General features: G+C 70.4%; 12 protein-coding genes. 3 read left to right on the forward strand and 9 right to left on the reverse strand.

Annotated elements, in window-relative coordinates:
• Nucleotides 1-88: SEC-C metal-binding domain-containing protein (locus ABZ717_RS17930; protein WP_358511698.1), on the forward strand; the 88-nt coding region annotated here is incomplete at its 5' end.
• 267 nt (nt 89-355) lie between these two features.
• Nucleotides 356-2635, forward strand: coding sequence for a catalase (locus ABZ717_RS17935; RefSeq protein ID WP_358511559.1), 2280 nt, complete (start codon nt 356-358; stop codon nt 2633-2635).
• 297 nt (nt 2636-2932) lie between these two features.
• On the opposite strand, the gene ABZ717_RS17940 is transcribed toward ABZ717_RS17935, so the two are convergent.
• From ABZ717_RS17940 to ABZ717_RS17980, 9 genes are all read right to left on the reverse strand, one after another.
• Nucleotides 2933-3826, reverse strand: coding sequence for a GntR family transcriptional regulator (locus tag ABZ717_RS17940; RefSeq protein WP_358511562.1), 894 nt, complete (start codon nt 3824-3826; stop codon nt 2933-2935).
• 81 nt (nt 3827-3907) lie between these two features.
• A complete protein-coding gene (pdxA, locus tag ABZ717_RS17945) occupies nt 3908-4939 on the reverse strand; it encodes a 4-hydroxythreonine-4-phosphate dehydrogenase PdxA (protein WP_358511565.1) in 1032 nt (343 codons plus the stop codon).
• Nucleotides 4936-6150, reverse strand: coding sequence for a four-carbon acid sugar kinase family protein (locus ABZ717_RS17950; protein WP_358511568.1), 1215 nt, complete (start codon nt 6148-6150; stop codon nt 4936-4938). Before ABZ717_RS17950 ends, pdxA begins: the two co-directional genes overlap by 4 nt.
• Nucleotides 6147-7196 carry a 2-keto-3-deoxygluconate permease gene (locus ABZ717_RS17955; protein WP_358511571.1) on the reverse strand — a complete coding sequence of 350 codons (1050 nt, stop codon included), beginning with the start codon at nt 7194-7196 and terminating at the stop codon, nt 6147-6149. Before ABZ717_RS17955 ends, ABZ717_RS17950 begins: the two co-directional genes overlap by 4 nt.
• Before the next feature lie 301 nt (nt 7197-7497).
• Nucleotides 7498-7980 carry a hypothetical protein gene (locus tag ABZ717_RS17960; protein ID WP_358511574.1) on the reverse strand — a complete coding sequence of 161 codons (483 nt, stop codon included), beginning with the start codon at nt 7978-7980 and terminating at the stop codon, nt 7498-7500.
• Between the two features lie 199 nt (nt 7981-8179).
• A complete protein-coding gene (locus tag ABZ717_RS17965; RefSeq protein WP_358511577.1) occupies nt 8180-8959 on the reverse strand; it encodes a hypothetical protein in 780 nt (259 codons plus the stop codon).
• Nucleotides 8960-8969: 10 nt separating this feature from the next.
• Nucleotides 8970-9503 (reverse strand): hypothetical protein, encoded by a 534-nt coding sequence (locus tag ABZ717_RS17970; protein ID WP_358511580.1) that lies wholly within the window; start codon nt 9501-9503, stop codon nt 8970-8972.
• Nucleotides 9504-9505: 2 nt separating this feature from the next.
• Complete coding sequence (locus tag ABZ717_RS17975; protein ID WP_358511583.1) at nt 9506-11245, reverse strand: hypothetical protein; 1740 nt, start codon at nt 11243-11245, stop codon at nt 9506-9508.
• A 346-nt stretch (nt 11246-11591) separates the two neighbouring features.
• Nucleotides 11592-13883, reverse strand: a complete 2292-nt coding sequence (locus ABZ717_RS17980; RefSeq protein ID WP_358511586.1) for an ATP-binding domain-containing protein — start codon at nt 13881-13883, stop codon at nt 11592-11594.
• Nucleotides 13884-14234: 351 nt separating this feature from the next.
• Here ABZ717_RS17980 and ABZ717_RS17985 point away from each other — a divergent pair, with 351 nt between their 5' ends.
• Nucleotides 14235-16457 (forward strand): anthranilate synthase component I, encoded by a 2223-nt coding sequence (locus ABZ717_RS17985; protein ID WP_358511589.1) that lies wholly within the window; start codon nt 14235-14237, stop codon nt 16455-16457.
• The last annotated feature ends 93 nt before the right edge of the window (nt 16458-16550 follow it).

A 16550-nucleotide genomic window follows, 5' to 3' on the forward strand; every position in this document is an offset into this window, starting at 1 on the left:
CGCCTGGCCACCTGAGCGCAATCGGCCCTGCTGGTGCGGTTCGGGCCGCAAGTACAAGAAGTGCTGCGGATCCCCTTCCGCGCGCTGACCGGTCGACCCCGCCGCCATGGGCGCAAGCGGGCCGGTGCCGGTGAGCGGAGCGTCCCGTCGGACGGGGGTGACCTGGTCCAGGGGCCGGCCTCGCGGCCGTCGACCCGGGCAAAACCCGGGTATAGGTTCGCGTGATTCGTGGGGCTCATGCGTCAGCCGACTCACCATCGGGTAGCGGAGCGTGTGCGACGCAACCGAAAGTCATGGGCTGTAGCCGTGTGTCATATCGACGCGCGTCGGCAACCCGTACGCGTGAGGGAGAGCCATGGCCAAGGAAACCAACCCGATCAAGGCGGCGGTCGACAGGATCTCGGAGGCGGTCTCGGAGGAGAAGGACCCCGCCGCGGACATCCCCGGCCGCCCGACCGAGCAGCCTCCGCCCCTGGAGGAGCCGACCGAACCGCGGGCGCCCCTGCCGCCCAAACCCGACCAGGACAAGCCGGCCTCGTACACGGCGACGGGCCGCCCGGTGGAGGGTCTGGCCGACTCGCGCTCCCAGGAGAGCGCCTACCTGACCAATGCCCAGGGCACACGGCTGCCCGACTCCGACCACTCGCTCAAGGCGGGCCCCCGCGGTCCGGTGCTCCTGCAGGACCACCACCTGCGGGAGAAGATCATGCACTTCGACCACGAGCGCATCCCCGAACGCGTGGTGCACGCCCGTGGAGCGGGCGCCCACGGTGTGTTCAAGGGGTACGGCACGGCCGAAAGCGTCACCAAGGCCGCCTTCCTGCGCAAGGACGTGGAGACGCCGACGTTCACGCGGTTCTCCACGGTGGCCGGCTCCCGGGGGTCGATGGACACCGCACGCGACACCCGCGGCTTCGCCACCAAGTTCTACACCTCCGAGGGCGTCTACGACCTGGTCGGCAACAACATCCCGGTGTTCTTCATCCAGGACGCCATCAAGTTCCCCGACGTCGTCCACTCGGTCAAGCCGCACCCGGACCGGGAGATCCCCCAGGCCCAGAGCGCGCACGACAGCTTTTGGGACTTCCTGTCCCTGCACACCGAGGCGCTGCACCACACCATCTGGTTCATGGCCGACCGCGGCATCCCGCGCTCGTACCGGACCATGGAGGGCTTCGGCGTCCACACGTGGCGGTTGGTCAACGACGGTGGCGAGACCACCCTGGTCAAGTTCCACTGGAAGCCCAAGGCGGGTGTGCACTCCCTGGTCTGGGAGGAGGCACAGCTCGTCGCCGGCGCCGACCCCGACTTCCACCGCAGGGACCTGGCCGACGCGATCGAGGCGGGCGCCTACCCGGAGTGGGAGCTGGGCATCCAGACCTTCCCGGACACGCCCGACCAGACCTTCGAGGGCATCGACCTGCTGGACCCGACCAAGATCGTTCCCGAGGAGCTGGCGCCGGTCCAGCCGATCGGCCTGCTCACGCTGAACGCCAACCCGTCCAACTACTTCGCCGAGACCGAGCAGGTCGCCTTCCACCCGGGCCACCTGGTGCCCGGCATCGACGTCACCGACGACCCGCTGCTGGCCGGGCGCCTGTTCTCCTACCTGGACACCCAGCTCACCCGACTGGGCGGGCCCAACTTCGCGCAGGTGCCGATCAACCGTACGCACGCGCCCGTCAACGACATGCTGCGCGATGGCATGCACCAGACGGCGGTGCACGAGGGGGTCGCTCCGTACAAGCCCAACAGCCTGGACGGCGGCTGCCCCTTCTTCGCCGGCGCCGAAGAGGGCGGGTACGTCGAGGTCCCCGCCCGGGTGGAGGCCTCCCGGCGGGTCCGAGAGGCGCCGGAATCGTTCGCCGACCACTTCAGCCAGCCTCGCCTCTTCTGGTTGAGCCTGTCGTCGGTCGAGCGCGAGCACACCATCTCCGCGTTCACCTTCGAACTCGGCAAGTGCTACGAGGACGCGATCAAGGAACGCACCCTACGCGCGCTCGCCGAGGTCGACCCCTACCTGTGCGAGCAGGTGGCGGGCGGACTCGGACTCCCGGCGCCCAAGGCCACCCGGGAACTCGAATCGCCCGCGCCCAGTCCCGCGCTCTCACAGCTGGGCGGCACGTGGCCGACCAAGGGGCGGGTGATCGGCGTCATCGCCGACGATGGATCGGACCTGGACGTGGTCCGCGCACTCAGGGACGAGATCTTCGACGGTGGCATGGTGCCGCTCGTGGTCGGCCCCACCGGTGGGACGCTCGGCGCCTCGGGCGATGACCCGATCACCGTGCAGCGCAGCTTCGCCACCGCCCGGTCCATCGAGTTCGACGCGTTGATCGTGGCGGGGCTCCCCGCCGCGGGGGACGACGCCAACCCGTCCCGTGACGGCAAGGCGTGGACCGGAGGCGCCGACACCGCCGTCGATCCGCGGGTGTCGCTCATGCTCAACGAGGCCTACCGGCACGCCAAGGCGCTGGGCGCCCTGACCGTGGCCCGGCCGGCGCTCGACGCGGCGGGGGTTCCCGTGGAGTCGCTCGGTGTGGTCGTTGGGGACCAGGGCGGGACCATCCTGCGAGAGGTCGTCGACCTGCTCGGACGGCACCGGGTCTGGGACCGGTTCCCCACCCACGCCTGACCGGGGGTGGACGCTGTGGTCCCCGTGGAGTGAACGCTCCGCGGGGACCACAGTCCTGGTGGCCCTATCTGGCAACGAGCTCGTACGGGGCTTGGGGCACAGGGCCCGCCGATCACGGACGGTTCCTGCGATATCGTCGCAGGTGAATTCGGTGCCGGATTTCTTTTGGCGGCGGGTTCACAAAACCCTGGTGCGAGAAGACCGAATGGCGAACGCCAGGCTCTCGTGGCGCACCTCCTCCCGTCTCCTCACGGGGGCGAGAGCAAAGGAGCACGTGCACGGGTGCACTTCGTGCTCTCAGTCGCGCAGGCGGTCCAGTTCGGATCGCAGTTCGTCGACGAGGGACAGCGCTCGCTCCAACCCCGTGTCCGTGTCCGTGCCCGTGTCCAGGGTCTGGGCACGGCCCCGGTCGGGGCGGGTCAGGGACGGCCCCGGCGCGATGTTCACCTGTTCGGTGGACCCTGCGGCCTCGATGTCGAAGACCACCCGGTCCGACCGGTGCCAACTCTCGAACCACTCCAGCGGGGTACCGGACCGGTCGAAGGTACCGCCCTCCAGGAGCAGCAGCGGGGAGTTCTCGGCCACACCGAGTTCCCGGGCGATCCCCGGGTCGGCCGGGACCGCCCGGATCTGGCGTCGGCCACCGGAGGGCACCACGCCGAAGTGCGACTCCATGAGCCGGTGCAGCGAGGAGTCGGTGAGCATCTCGGCGTCCAGCCCGGCGAACCGGTCCGCGGGCAGCCAGGTGCGCACGTAGGACAGGGGGTCCCCGTCCACCGAACGCACCCGCTCCAGGCGGAGCAGGGAACGCGTGCCCAAGTGTTCCTCGGCCGAGGGCACCCCCGAACGCACCGGGTCGAGGGAGACCACCTTCGTGGAGAGGGCGAGCCCCTCGGCGGAGAACTGGTCGAACAGGCCGGTCACCCGCTGCACGAGACGGTGGTGTTCGGCGCGTACCGCGGCGACCGCCGCCCGACCGTGCGGGCGACGGACCACACCCTCGTCCTCCAGGGTCGACAGCGCCTGACGCACGACGCTGCGCGAGACACCGAAGCGTTCGCGCAGGGCGGCCTCGCTGGGCAGGGTCTCCCCGGGGGCGATCGTATGGTCCTGGATCTGCGCGCGCAGCACGTCCGACACCTGGGAGTGCAGTGGGCGCGGGTCGGAGCGGTCGACAGGCATGACGGCCATTCTAGGCAGTGCGCAGAGGCCACCAGCTCGCTGAACGGGTGGCCTCTGCGACGGGACGCGGAGCGCGGTGCGGCCCCGGGGTCAGGCCTCGGAGCGCGTGGCCCGCCAGACGTGGCCCCAGCCCGGGGCGAGTTCGGCGGCCCGACGCAGCGCCAACACCAGGCTCGCCTCACGGGCGATCCCCCGCCCGGCGATGTCGAAGGCGGTGCCGTGGTCCACCGACACCCGCACCACGGGCAGCCCCGCGGTGATGTTGACCCCGTCGTCGCCGTAGACCGCCTTGAACGGCGCGTGTCCCTGGTCGTGGTAGCAGACCGCCACCAGCTTCCAGTTTCCGCGAACCGCCGCCGGGATGAGGGCGTCGGCGGGGATCGGTCCGTGCGCGTTGATGCCCTCGGCGCGGGCGAGCTCGATCGCCGGCGCGAGGACGTCGGCGTCCTCGTCGCCGAACAGCCGGTTCTCGCCCGCGTGCGGGTTGAGTCCGGCCACGCCGATGGGTTCGTCCGGGGAGCCCTGCGCGCGGGCGAAGGCGTTCATCAGCCGCAGCACCTCAAGGGTGCGCTCCGGGGTGACGTCCTCGATGGCCCGTCGCAGCGACACGTGCGTGGTCAGGTGGAAGAAGGACAGCTCCCCGGCGGACAGCACGAGGCTGTAGTCGCGCACCCCGAACTCGTGGGCGAGCAGTTCGGTGTGACCCGGCCAGTCGTGCCCGCCCAGGTGCATGGCGGCCTTGTTCAACGGCGGGGTGACGATGCCCTCGACCAGGCCGCGCTTGGCCAGGTCGACCGCCTCGATCACGAACCGGGCGGCCCCGTCGCCGGCCTCGGCGCTCAGCTCACCGGTCGGGACGTGGCCCAGGGAGGGGCCGGTCTGCACGATGTCGATCACCGAGGGGTCGTCGGCCGCGTCGGCGGGAGACTCGACCGGGTTGACCGCCAAGGGGTCGCCGCCCACCGCGGTGACGGCGTTGCGCAGCGCGTCGACGTCACCGACGACCACCGGTCGGGAGTACTCGCGGACCTCCGGGTGGTGCAGGAGTGCCTTGGCGGTGATCTCCGGACCGATTCCGGCGACGTCGCCGAGGGTGACCGCGAGGGTGGGGCGGTGGCTCATGCGTGGGTGCCTTTCGTGTGGCGGACCGCGTCGGCGGCCTCGATGAGGGCGTTGGGACTACCGAAGCCCCCGGCCTTGGTGACGATGGAGTGCCCCTCGTGAGGGCCTCCGGTGAGGGTGCCCAGCGGGATACCGGGGGCGACCTCTCCGGTCAGGGTGATGGAACGTGCCCGCAGCGCCTCGGTGAGGGCTCGGGCGCCGTCGCCTCCTGTGACGACGAAACCGGACAGTGGGTGCCGCTCGGCCACGCGCGCCGCCAGCTCGCCGAACCGGCGGGCCACCAGAGCGGGGGACAGACCACCGTCACGGTCGTCGGGCGCGACCAGCGCGGTGTGCGGGCAGGCGGGATCGAACCCGGCCACGACCTTGTCGGACCAGGCCCGCCACGCCTGGTCGTCGCCCAGGTCTGTGGTCGTGGGCTGCTCCACCCGGGTCCACTCGTCCACGACCAACTCGTGCACCTGACCGCGTGCGGCCTGGTGCAGCGAGGTGACCACCACCAGTGCGGGTGCGGGCTCGCGGACCGGACGCCAGGACTCGGCGAGCCGTGTCGCCAGACCGGCCGAACCGACCGGGACGACCCGGTCGCCCAGGAGCGTGATGGCCGCGGCGATCCGGGCGAGGTCCTCGTCGCTTTCGGCGTCGACCACCGCGACCGGTCCGGCGGCGCGCAGCCGTTCGGCGTCCTGCTCGGGGTCGGTCCCGGTCAGGCGCACGTGCCGAGCACCCAACAGTTCGGCGACGCGGCTCTCGGTCACCGGGGAGACGGGGTCGGTGCCCACGGCGGTGCGGTGCACCTCCACACCGTCCACCAACAGGACCCCGTCACGGACGATACGACCGTTGGCGGGGAACGCCGTGCAGACCACCGCGACCGAACCCGGGTGCCAGGCCGCCAGGACGCCGTCGATCTCGGCCCGGATGGGGCCGCGCAGCGTGGAGTCGACCTTCTTGTAGAGCAGCCTCGTACCGGCCTCGCGCAGTCGACGAACCTCGGCGGAGGCCGTCGCCGCCGCCTGCTCGTCGGGCAGGGCCCGGGAGTCGGTGGTCACGGCGACGACGTCGGCGGTGGCGTGGGCCGCGGCCAACTGGAGTTCGGTGCGCCAACCGGCGCGCACGAACTGCACGGCGGTGTCGCCCGCGCCGGTGAGGTCGTCGGCGACCACGGCGATGTGCGGCGCGGATGACGCGTCGTGAGCGGTGGCGCTCATGACCGGTCCCCCTTCGTGACGGTGTCCGTGGGACTCTCGGCCCCGTCGAGTGCGGCCTGTTCGGCCCGCTCGGCCTCGGCGGGCCGGGCGCCGGCGCGGCGCAGTGCCCAGGTGGTGACCAGCGGCGCGAGCAGGGCGGTCACCAGCACGCTCGCGGCGACCTGGGAGGTGGCGGTGCCGACGTAGGCGGCGAAGGACGGGTCGGCGGCGGCGACGATGGCCGGGGTGGCCACGGCGTTGCCCGAGGTGGTCCCGGCGGCGAACCCGACGCCGGACTCACCACCGCGACGCAGCAGGAAGCGGTACCCCAGGTAGACCAGTCCGCCGGTGAACAGGACGATCACCACGCCCATGACGATGCCGCCGAGACCGCCGCGGACGACGTCGCCCAGGTCGATACCGGTGCCCAGGGCGAAGGCGAAGAACGGGATGACAATGCCGGGCACGGGCTTGAGCACCTCGCGCCACTTGGCGTCCACGTTGCCGATCACCACGCCCAGCAGGAACGGCAGGATCGCGGCGAGCAGGGTCATGAAGGGGATCTGACCGAGCCCGGAGGCGCCGATGAACAGCAGCGCGAAGAACGGGCCGTCGTTGACCGCGCCGGCGATGTAGGCGCCGCGGTCCTTGGTGCGCCCGTACTGGCCGGTGATGGCCAGCCACAGGCCGCCGTTGGCGTTGGTGGCGGCGGCGATCATCGCCAGGATCGACACACCGAGGATCCCCTCGGGGCCGGTGGCCATGGCCAGGGCGATGATGAGCAGGCCGGGCACGACGCTCTTGCCCAAGAGGACCACACCGGTGGTGGCCAGGACGGGGCCACTGGTGCGGAGGGTGACCTGGGTGCCGGTCGCGAAGATCAGCAGGGCGATGAGCGGCATGGCGCTGTCCTTGAACAGCGCGGTGGTGAAGCTGCCGATGTCGAGCGCGCCCGGGGCGAAGGTGCCCAGGATCGATCCCAACACCAGCGGGACCAGCATGGTTCCGCCGGGGATCTTGTTCAGCCAGTGGTAGAGGGGAACCACCGACCCGTGGTCGTCACGCATGAGTGTCCGTTCGAAAGGGCCCCTCGGGCGGCGAGTCTCGGGGCCGGGTCACATATTGTCCGTACAGAGTGTACGTACAATTTTGTTCCGCGCCACCCCCTACTCACATCCGGGCACGCCGAAGAGGGCCCTCCGACGCTCGGATCCCCGATGGGAAGGGCATTTCGAACAATGTGAATCGGACGGATCCGTCCGCGGCGCCCGGCCATCGGAAGGCGGACGGGCCTGCCGGCGTGGTTCGGGGCGCGAGTACGGGAAGTGCTGCGGTTCCCCTGCGGCGCGCTGAAGGTTTCCGGTGGACTCAGCGGGCGCGAAGGCGCGGCATGGGCGGGATGGGACGGTCTGGATGGAGAGGGCGTCCCGCCTGTCGGGGCGCCCTCCCTTCGCGGACACAGTCCAGAACCTCACCGGCGGCACACCGCCCCGCCTGCTCGAAACCCCACCGATTGGAGTCGACGTCGTGCCAGACGGCGTCACGCAACAGGACGCGCACGGTGTACGGAGGCGTTCCGCGTCCGCGCAGTCGCCACCCCTCCCGGAACCCGTTCTCGAACGCCGTGACGAATTCGCTGGGGATCGGGGCATCGGTACGCCGACGGGCTTCGTGGCACTCGGTGGGCAGGTCGTCGACGAACGCCACGGAGCCGGGAGCCGGGACATCCTCGGGAAGTGGTTCGGCGTCCAGCCACACCAGGGCGAAATGACCTGGACAGGCGGTCTGGACGATCTGCCGGACGAACACGCCGGTGACGGGTCGGGGGAGTGGGAGTGGTTCGACGGGCACGGGTCGCTCCGCTCCTTCGCGCGTTGGGTGGGAAACGTGACCCAAGGGTGCCTGAGATCCCCGCCCCGGGCCGGATGAGTTCGCTTCTCCCCGAAACGGCTGACGAGTGAATGAAAGAATCCCTGACCCCACGGGCCTCCGTTGCCCCGGTATGGCGGCCCTGCTCGAACCTATCGGTACGGCACTACCAGGGTCGTGATCAGAACCGGTCGTCCCCGACCGCACGAAAGGAATAGGCGCTCCCCACGAAACGGCCGTGGACACCGTTGTACTCCGGTTCGGGACCGGCGGACAGGATCGCGTACACCTCGCCGTCCTCACCGAGGAGAGCGCGCGCGAACACCTGGAAGGGACCATGCACGTCGTGCTCGTAGCGGTAGGAGAGCACCTCGTCCACCTCCTGGCCCTCTTCCGTGTCCTGGTCCTCCCGATCGAACTCGGGACGGGACCCCGCCTCGTGCTCCAACCGGTCCAGCGCCCGCCCGGGTGAGGTGACGTCGGGTCCGAAGGACCTGACCTGGATGAAGTGACGTCGAGCGTCCGGGGTGAAGAAGACCTTGAAGACGCCATCCTCGGGCGGCTCCTCCTCACGGCTCCAACGCTCGGGCACGTGCAGGAGGAAACCCTGATGGTCCTCCCAAACGCTGTAGCCGTCGGGTGCGGGATCCTCCTCGCCCCCACCTTCGTCCGCGCCTTCGTCCGCGCCCAGGGTGGGCACGTCATCGGGAGGGGAGGGCGGGGGGTTCTCCTCGGGTTCGGAGGTCCCGGCGGAGACGCTCTGCTCGTCCTTGTCGTCCTCGTCATCGTCGTCGGGGAGGACGAATATCGCGGTCAGCATCAGGACGATCAAGAACCCAAGGACCGTGAACGATCGGACCGGATAGGCGGACACCGACCGAACGGAGACTGCTCCACCCGAGGGCTCTGGGAAGGAGACCCAACGTTGCCGTTCGGCGTCCCAACGCAGGTTCTTCGACATCGGTCCTTCCTCAAGTCAGTAGACGTCGCGCCATGTCCGCCAGTGTGACCGCGGAGGCCAGGGCGCCCAGAGCCGTGTTCCCCGGGGCCAACCGCTCCCACAGTCGGCGCAACAGCCCTTGGTCGGCGCTGCCGCTCTGGGTGATCGCGAGCTCGGCCTCGGCCAGTTCGGCGTCGACCACGGTCACTTCGGAGGTGTCGGCGAGCAGGGGCAGTTGCCCGCGCAACAACCGGATCTGCTCCAGGAGCTCCTGGAACCGCTCGTCGTCGGGCGTGACGTCGGTTCGCGCCGTACTGTTCTCACCGGTGGCGATGGACACGCCCTCGGCGTCGCCGCCGATGACCACCGAACCGGCGGAGTGGTCCCCGGTCGGCGCGGGAGCGACCCGCCGGTCGGGTCGAGGCCGCGCGTCGTCTCGCCCCACCGGAACCGAGGTTCGGGCGTCGCCTCCGGTGCCGGTGGAGAACGCTCCACCACGCACCGACCCTCCGATGAAGACCGAGCCCGAGCCGGTCCGGTCGTTGTCGTCGTTGGTACTGGTCATCTCTACTCCTGGTCCGTGTGAGGGGGCGCGTCGGCGGTGTTGGCCCGGGCTCCGCTTCCGGTGGCGATCGATCCGGCCATGGACCCACCGACGAACACGCCACCGCCACCGACGTTGACCACCTGTTGTTGGAACTCGTCGGTCATGTAGCCGGCCTCTGCGAGGGCCTGGTGGGTACCGGAGGTGATGCGGTCCTGAATGGTGGTGACGTAGCGGTTGATGTCCATCTCCTGGAACATCGACCAGGTCTCGCGCGCCCCCACCTCCCGGATGCTGACCCGGGGCCCCTCCAGGGGAAGGTGGGAGGTGGCACGCCACCCTTCGCGCGTCCAGGAACGCAGGGCGTTGAACCCGGAGAACAGGGTGGCGACCGTCACCGCAGGGCCGGCCGCCAGAGTCGACATCCGTAGCCGGATCGAACGTTCGGTGAGGTCGTCCACCTGGTGGAAACTCGACCGCGGTGGGGCCAGCACGTAGGGCAGTACCTCCAGCACGAGGAGGTCGCCCTGGGTGTGCACGCGCAAGAAGACGGTGGTGACGACCTCCTCCTGCCAGCCGCCCACTCGGATGCGCAGGAAGTGCCGTCGCTGTTCGGCGCCTTCCCCGGTGGCCTCCGCCAGGTGCGCGTGCACGTCGGTGGCCCGGTAGGGCAGGGTGGCGCGGCGCAGATCCTCGGGCAGGTCGCTCGGCAGGAAGACGCACTCCCGCAGTTCCAGTTCGTTGAGCCGGTCCTGGCTGGTGCGAGTGGTGCGTTCGGTGAGTTCGGCCAGCCGGGGGATGATGAGGTCGAGCACCCGGCGGCCGGACAGGCGCCCGGGGGCGGTCGCCTGGCCGGGCCGCGGCCTCAGTTCCAGGGTCAGGGACCAGGGTTTGCGCGGCACCCCGGCGCCCAGGAACGGCTCGTCCGCGTTGTACAGGGCCAGGGGAGAGAACTGCTCGGTCTCGATCGCCGCCAGGATCCTCGCGCGTCGGGAGGCGAACGGCGTATGGGAGGTGTCCGGGGGGAACCCGGTGAACCGGTCGCGGGACAGCTCCGTCCACAAGATCCTGGAGATCGCGCTTCGGTGCCAGGCCCCCACCAGGAGCAGCAGCGCCGGTAGGGACAGGACCACCAGGCCCTCGACGATCTTCTCCGTGACGAAGGTCGACAGGATCACGTACGCCGAGAGGGCCATCAAGAACCAGGTGGAGAGGGGCAGGATCCCGAAGCGGAACCTGGCGAATCGTCCGGTCGGTGGATTGCCCGAGCCGTCGACCACCAGGGCGGACCGGCCCTGTCCGTACGGGGAGCGTCGGGCCAAGGAGAGCAGGCTCGCCACGGTGAAGAGCATCAGCGAGATCAGCAGGGCGCCGCCCAGGCCGGGCCCGGCCTGGTCCGGGTCCAGGCTCAGGTTCCAGTTCGTGACCGGGAGACTCAGCGTGATGATCGTCAGGCCGGTCACCCAGATCAGCAGGATCAGGACGGCGCTCCCCAGATCCAGGTTCCGGGCCCGCAGGGCGTGTCCGAGGACGGTCGAGGCGTCGTAGCCCAGGGAGGGCGGAACCAATCGTTCGGGGTGCTCGACCAGCTCGGTGATGACGGTGTCCCGGAACGCGGGGTCGAGGTAGGTGCCCGCGCTGAGCAATCGGGTGGCCTCACTGCGACGGTGCGGAGCGGTGTCGACGGGAGGAAAGGGGGAGGACGGTGCTTCCGGGGTGGGGGAGGCGTCATGGCCGTGGAGGGTCTGGTTCGGTGCTTCCATTCTTCCCTTCGTCCAGAGAAGTTTTCTTCCGCGGGAATGAACCAGAATTATAGGGCGCGGATTGGGGGATCGGACATCGAACGGAGTAATTCTCTGGGGCGAAAATCGAAATGTGTATGTTTGCCTTTTTGGGGAACTTGAGTGGATTCATGGTGTTCTTCGTCCGCCCTTCGGGTGCCGATGGTCCTGGTGAGTGCTCATGTGGGTGAAGCGGTTCTTCTTCGGGTGGGGGTGCGTGCGGGGCGCGTGTTCGATCAGGGGTGAAGGGGGGAATTCAGCGGGGGAATCCTTTGGTGGCCGGGATGGGACATCGCCTATTCCAGCCCGACCACGTGCTCGGATCACCTCAGTCGCGCAATCGGGAAAGGAGACTCGGCAGTTCTCGGTCGTGGGCCACGGTCAACCGGCGGGTGGCGCGGGTGACGGCCACGTACAGGTCGTTGGCGCCGCGGGGCCCGTGGAGCACCTCCTCGGGGCGCACCACGATCACCGAGTCGAACTCCAACCCCTTGGACTCGGTGGCCGACAGCACCACCACGGGCGCCGCCTCCTCGTCCCGACGCCGTTGGGGGCGGCCCGCTCCGGGCAGGGCCTCGGCCACCTCCACGAGGGAGGCCTCGGAGGTGATGACGGCGACCCGTCCCTCCACGATCGCCTCGGTCTCCTCGGCCACCAGGGCGGGCAGCCCGGACAGGTCCTCGGTGAGCCGCACGGCCCGGGGTGGGTCCCCGTCCTCGCGCACCGACTCGGGCACCTCCTGGTCCGGGGCGGCCACGCGCAGCACGTCGGCGGCGACCGCCATGATCGGCGCGGGCGTTCGGTAGTTGACCCGCAGCGTCTCCACGTGCACCTTGTCGCGGGCGTACGGTTCGAGCGCGGCGGTCCACGAGGAGGTGCCCGCGGCGCTGCCGGTCTGGGCCACGTCACCCACCACCGTCAGGGAACGGGTGGGGACCCGGCGCATGATCGACCGCCAGGCCATGGACGACAACTCCTGGGCCTCGTCGACGATGACGTGTCCGTAGGTCCAGGCCCGGTCCGCCCCGGCCCGGTCCGCGGTGGTCGTCGCCGGCCCCGAAGCCCGGTGACGGTCGGCCAGGGACGCGGCGTCCAGCCCCAAGAGTTCCTGTTCGGCCAGGCCGGTGAACTCCAGCACCCCCTGGGCGTAGCGTTCGGCCTCGGCGCGCTCGGCCTCCTCCCGCCGATCGCGAGCGCGTTCGGCGCTGTCGTCGTGGCCCAGGAGCTCGGCGGCCTCGTCCAGCAGGGGGACGTCCTCCACCGTCCACGGGGACCCGTTAGGGCGGTACAGGGTGGTGGCATCGGGCACCTTGGACGCGGTCGCCACCCGGGCCAGGGCCTCGTGGTCGGCGAACAACTCACCGAGCAGCCGCCCCGGGGTCAGGTCCGGCCACAGGGCGTCCAACGCCCACCGGACGGGGTCCTCGTGCCAGAGGCGTTCGCCGATGAAGGGCAGGTCCTCCTCGACCACCGGGCGGCCCAGCAGGGTGGCCTCGGCGCGGGCGAGTTCGGTGAGCAGGGTGGTGACCACGTACTTGCGGGCCACGTTGTGCGACAGCCGCAGGCCCCGGGCGGTGGTCAGGACCCCCTCGCACACCGGCCCGGGGACCACGAGGTCGCCGGCGTCGGTCCTCACCCGCAGGTCCTCCTCGCCGAACGCCCGCGATGGGGTGCGCCGTCGGTCGTCGATCGCGGCGCGCACGAAGTCCGCCATGGCCACGGACCCCTTGATCGCGGCGACGTCGTGGCCCTCGCGCGCGGTGGCCTCCACCCCGGGCAGGAGTTCGCCCACGGTGCGCATCACCACGTCGGTCTCGCCCAGGGAGGGCAGCACGTCGCCGATGTAGCGCAGGAACGCCGGGTTGGGGCCCACCACCAGCACACCGCGCCGTTCCAGGACCGCGCGGTGGGTGTAGAGCAGGTAGGCGGCTCGGTGCAGGGCCGCCACGGTCTTGCCGGTGCCCGGCCCGCCCTGGACCACCAACACCCCGGACAGGGCGGAGCGGATGACCCGGTCCTGTTCGGCCTGGATGGTGGCGACGATGTCGCCCATCCGACCGGTCCGGCCGCGATCGAGCGAGGCCAACAGCGCGGCCTCGCCGACCAGTTGCCGCCGGTCGCCATCGCTGAGACCGTCGGGGTCGAACACCTCGTCGTCCAGGCCGATCACCGTGCGGCGACGGATCCGCAGGTGGCGGCGGCGGGTGATCCCCTCGGGCGCGCCCGGGGTGGCGGCGTAGAAGGGGCGGGCGGCCGGGGCGCGCCAGTCCACGAGGATGGTCTCGTACTCGCCGTCGCGCAGGCCGATCCGGCCCACGTACCGGGCCTCGGTGTCCCCGTCGGAGTGGGCGAGGTCGATCCGGCCGAAGCACAGGCCCTCCTCCACCGCGTTCAGCTGTGCGCCGCGCAGGGCCTGTTCCTGGGCACGCGTCTCCCGTTCCACGATCGCGGCGTAGCCGGAGCGGTCCTCCTGGAGATGGACGGCGGCCAACCGCTCGCCGGCCCGGGCGCGCAGCACGTCCAGGCGCTCGTACATCGTGGTGACGCGTTCCTGCTCGGTGGCGATCGCCGCGGCCTCCGTCGCCGTGACGGAAGGACCATCTTGACGGTCTTTGTTCAAGCTGCTATCCTTGCGGTGAGAAGTTAGCGAATAGCTCTATTTTTGCGGATGGATAGAGAACTCTAACAGAGGCGCTCCCTCCTCGGCCACCCCTTCGCGCACGCCACCCTCACCCATCACGGGCGAGGGTTTTTTCGTGTCCCCGTCCCACCGGCTCGTCACAGCCGCTACACTCGGCCCCATGCGAACCGAACCGATCAACGGACAGTGGTGGCGCCGCACCTAGGCGGCGCACCGATCAGTTCGCATTCAACGAACAGCGACCGCCCGGACCGGCGGTCGTTTTCTGCTTTCGAGGCGACCCCGGCCGGTGATGACCACCCGACCGTAGAGCGCCCCGAAGGACCGGCCGTGAAGCCCAGCGACGCCCAGAACAGCACTTACAGCACCCCCGCCGGGGTGAGGGTCCACCGCGGCGCCACCCCGTGCGACCCCGAGATCCTCACCGAACTCGTCAGCTCCGTCGAGTTCCGCCGAGGCGGTGTGCTCTCCTCGGGAATGGAGTACCCCGGCCGCTACGACCGCTGGCACCTGGGCTACGTCGACCCCTGTCTGGAGGTCGCCACCCGAGGGCGACGGGTCACCGCCACCGCCCTCAACGAGCGGGGCCGCGTCCTGCTCCCCGTCGTGGACCAGGCGCTGCGCACCGCCGGCGAGGCCGTGGCCGCCGGCCCCGACCAGGTCACCGTGACCGTGCCCGAAGCCGACCCGGGGGAGTTCTTCACCGAGGAGGAACGCAGCCGCCGGCCCAGCGTCTTCACCGCCGTGCGCGCCCTCCTGGACGCCCTGCGCAGCCCCGAGGACACCAACCTCGGCCTCTACGGCGCCTTCGGGTACGACCTCGCCTTCCAGTTCGAACACATCGAACGGCACATCGACCGCGACCCCGGCGACCGCGACCTGGTCCTGCACCTGCCCGACGCCATCGTGGTCCGCGACCGCAAGCGCGAGACCTGCGTGCGCTACACCTACGAGTTCACCGTCCCGGCCCAGGGCGATCGGCCCGAGGCCACCACCGAGGGCCTGCCCCGGACCACCGAACCCACCCCGCCGGTGGTGGCCACCGAGGTGCCCGCGGGGCCCGAACCCGGCTCCTACGCCGAGATCGTGGCCGAGGCCAAGAAGCGCTTCCGTCGCGGCGACCTGTTCGAGGTGGTGCCAGGACACCGGACCTACGCCCGCTGCTCCTCCCCGGCCCGCTTCTACGAGAACCTGCGCGAGCGCAACCCCGCCCCCTACGAGTTCTTCTTCAACCTGGGGGAGGGCGAATACCTGGTGGGCGCCTCCCCTGAGATGTTCGTACGGGTCAGCGGCGAACCCGGAACCGGTCAGCGGGTGGAGACCTGCCCCATCTCCGGCACCATCCGCCGCGGCGATGACGCCCTGGGTGACGCCGAGAACATCCAGGAACTGCTCTCCTCGGTCAAGGAGAAGTCCGAGCTGACCATGTGCACCGACGTGGACCGCAACGACAAGTCACGGGTGTGCGAGCCGGGCAGCGTCAAGGTGATCGGCCGGCGGCAGATCGAGATGTACTCACGCCTGATCCACACCGTCGACCACATCGAGGGCACCCTGCGCAAGGAGTTCGACGCACTGGACGCCTTCCTCACCCACATGTGGGCGGTCACCGTCACCGGCGCGCCCAAGACCTGGGCGATGCGCTTCATCGAACAGCACGAGACCAGCCCTCGCCGCTGGTACGGCGGGGCCGTCGGCGTGCTCAACTTCGACGGTTCGATGAACACCGGGCTCACCCTGCGCACCGCCCACATCCGTGACGGGGTGGCTGCGGTGCGGGTCGGCGCGACCCTGCTGTACGACTCCGACCCCGAGGCCGAGGAAAAGGAGACCTTCCTCAAGGCCCGCGCCCTGATGGAGACCCTCGCCCAGGGTGAGGAGCAGCACGCCCGGGAATCGCAGCCGTCGCCGGTCGTCGAGGAACCCGAGCCCGCTCCGCTGCCGGGCGCCGGCATGCGTGTTCTGCTGGTCGACCACGAGGACTCCTTCGTCAACACCCTGGCCGACTACGTGCGCCGCCACGGCGCCGAGGTCACCACCGTCCGCTACGGGTTCGACCACGCCCTGCTGGACCGGTTCGCCCCCGACCTGGTCGTCCTCTCGCCCGGGCCCGGTCTGCCCGTGGACTTCGCCATGAGCGACCTGCTCGACGCCCTGGCGACCCGCGGACTGCCCGTGTTCGGTGTGTGCCTGGGTCTGCAGGGCATGGTCGAACACGCCGGCGGTGAGCTGAGCACCTTGGACGCCCCCGTGCACGGCAAGCCCGGCCGGGTCGAGGTCTTGGGCGGGGACCTGTTGGCCGGCCAAGGTGAGGACGGCCGATTCCAGGCGGCCCGCTACCACTCGACCTACACGGTGCCCGAGGCGGTGAAGCACTTCGAGGTGACCGCCGTTCTGGACGGGGAGGAGGGGGAGCCCCCGGTCGTCATGGCGATCGAGGACCGTGCGGCGCGCTGGTACGCCGTGCAGTTCCACCCCGAGTCCATCCTCACCGCGGCGGTCGGCGAGGGCATCGTCTCCCGCGCCCTGGAACTCGCCCGTGAGGCGGGTTGAGGCCTTCAACGGTTGAGACACGGGCGTTCGCGTGGGACGGATCTCGTCCCACGCGGGCCTTCTCACCTGGGACGACTTGAAGAAGTGAAATGC

The organism is Nocardiopsis sp. NPDC006832 (assembly GCF_040635885.1).
In the GTDB taxonomy this organism is placed as follows: domain Bacteria; phylum Actinomycetota; class Actinomycetes; order Streptosporangiales; family Streptosporangiaceae; genus Nocardiopsis.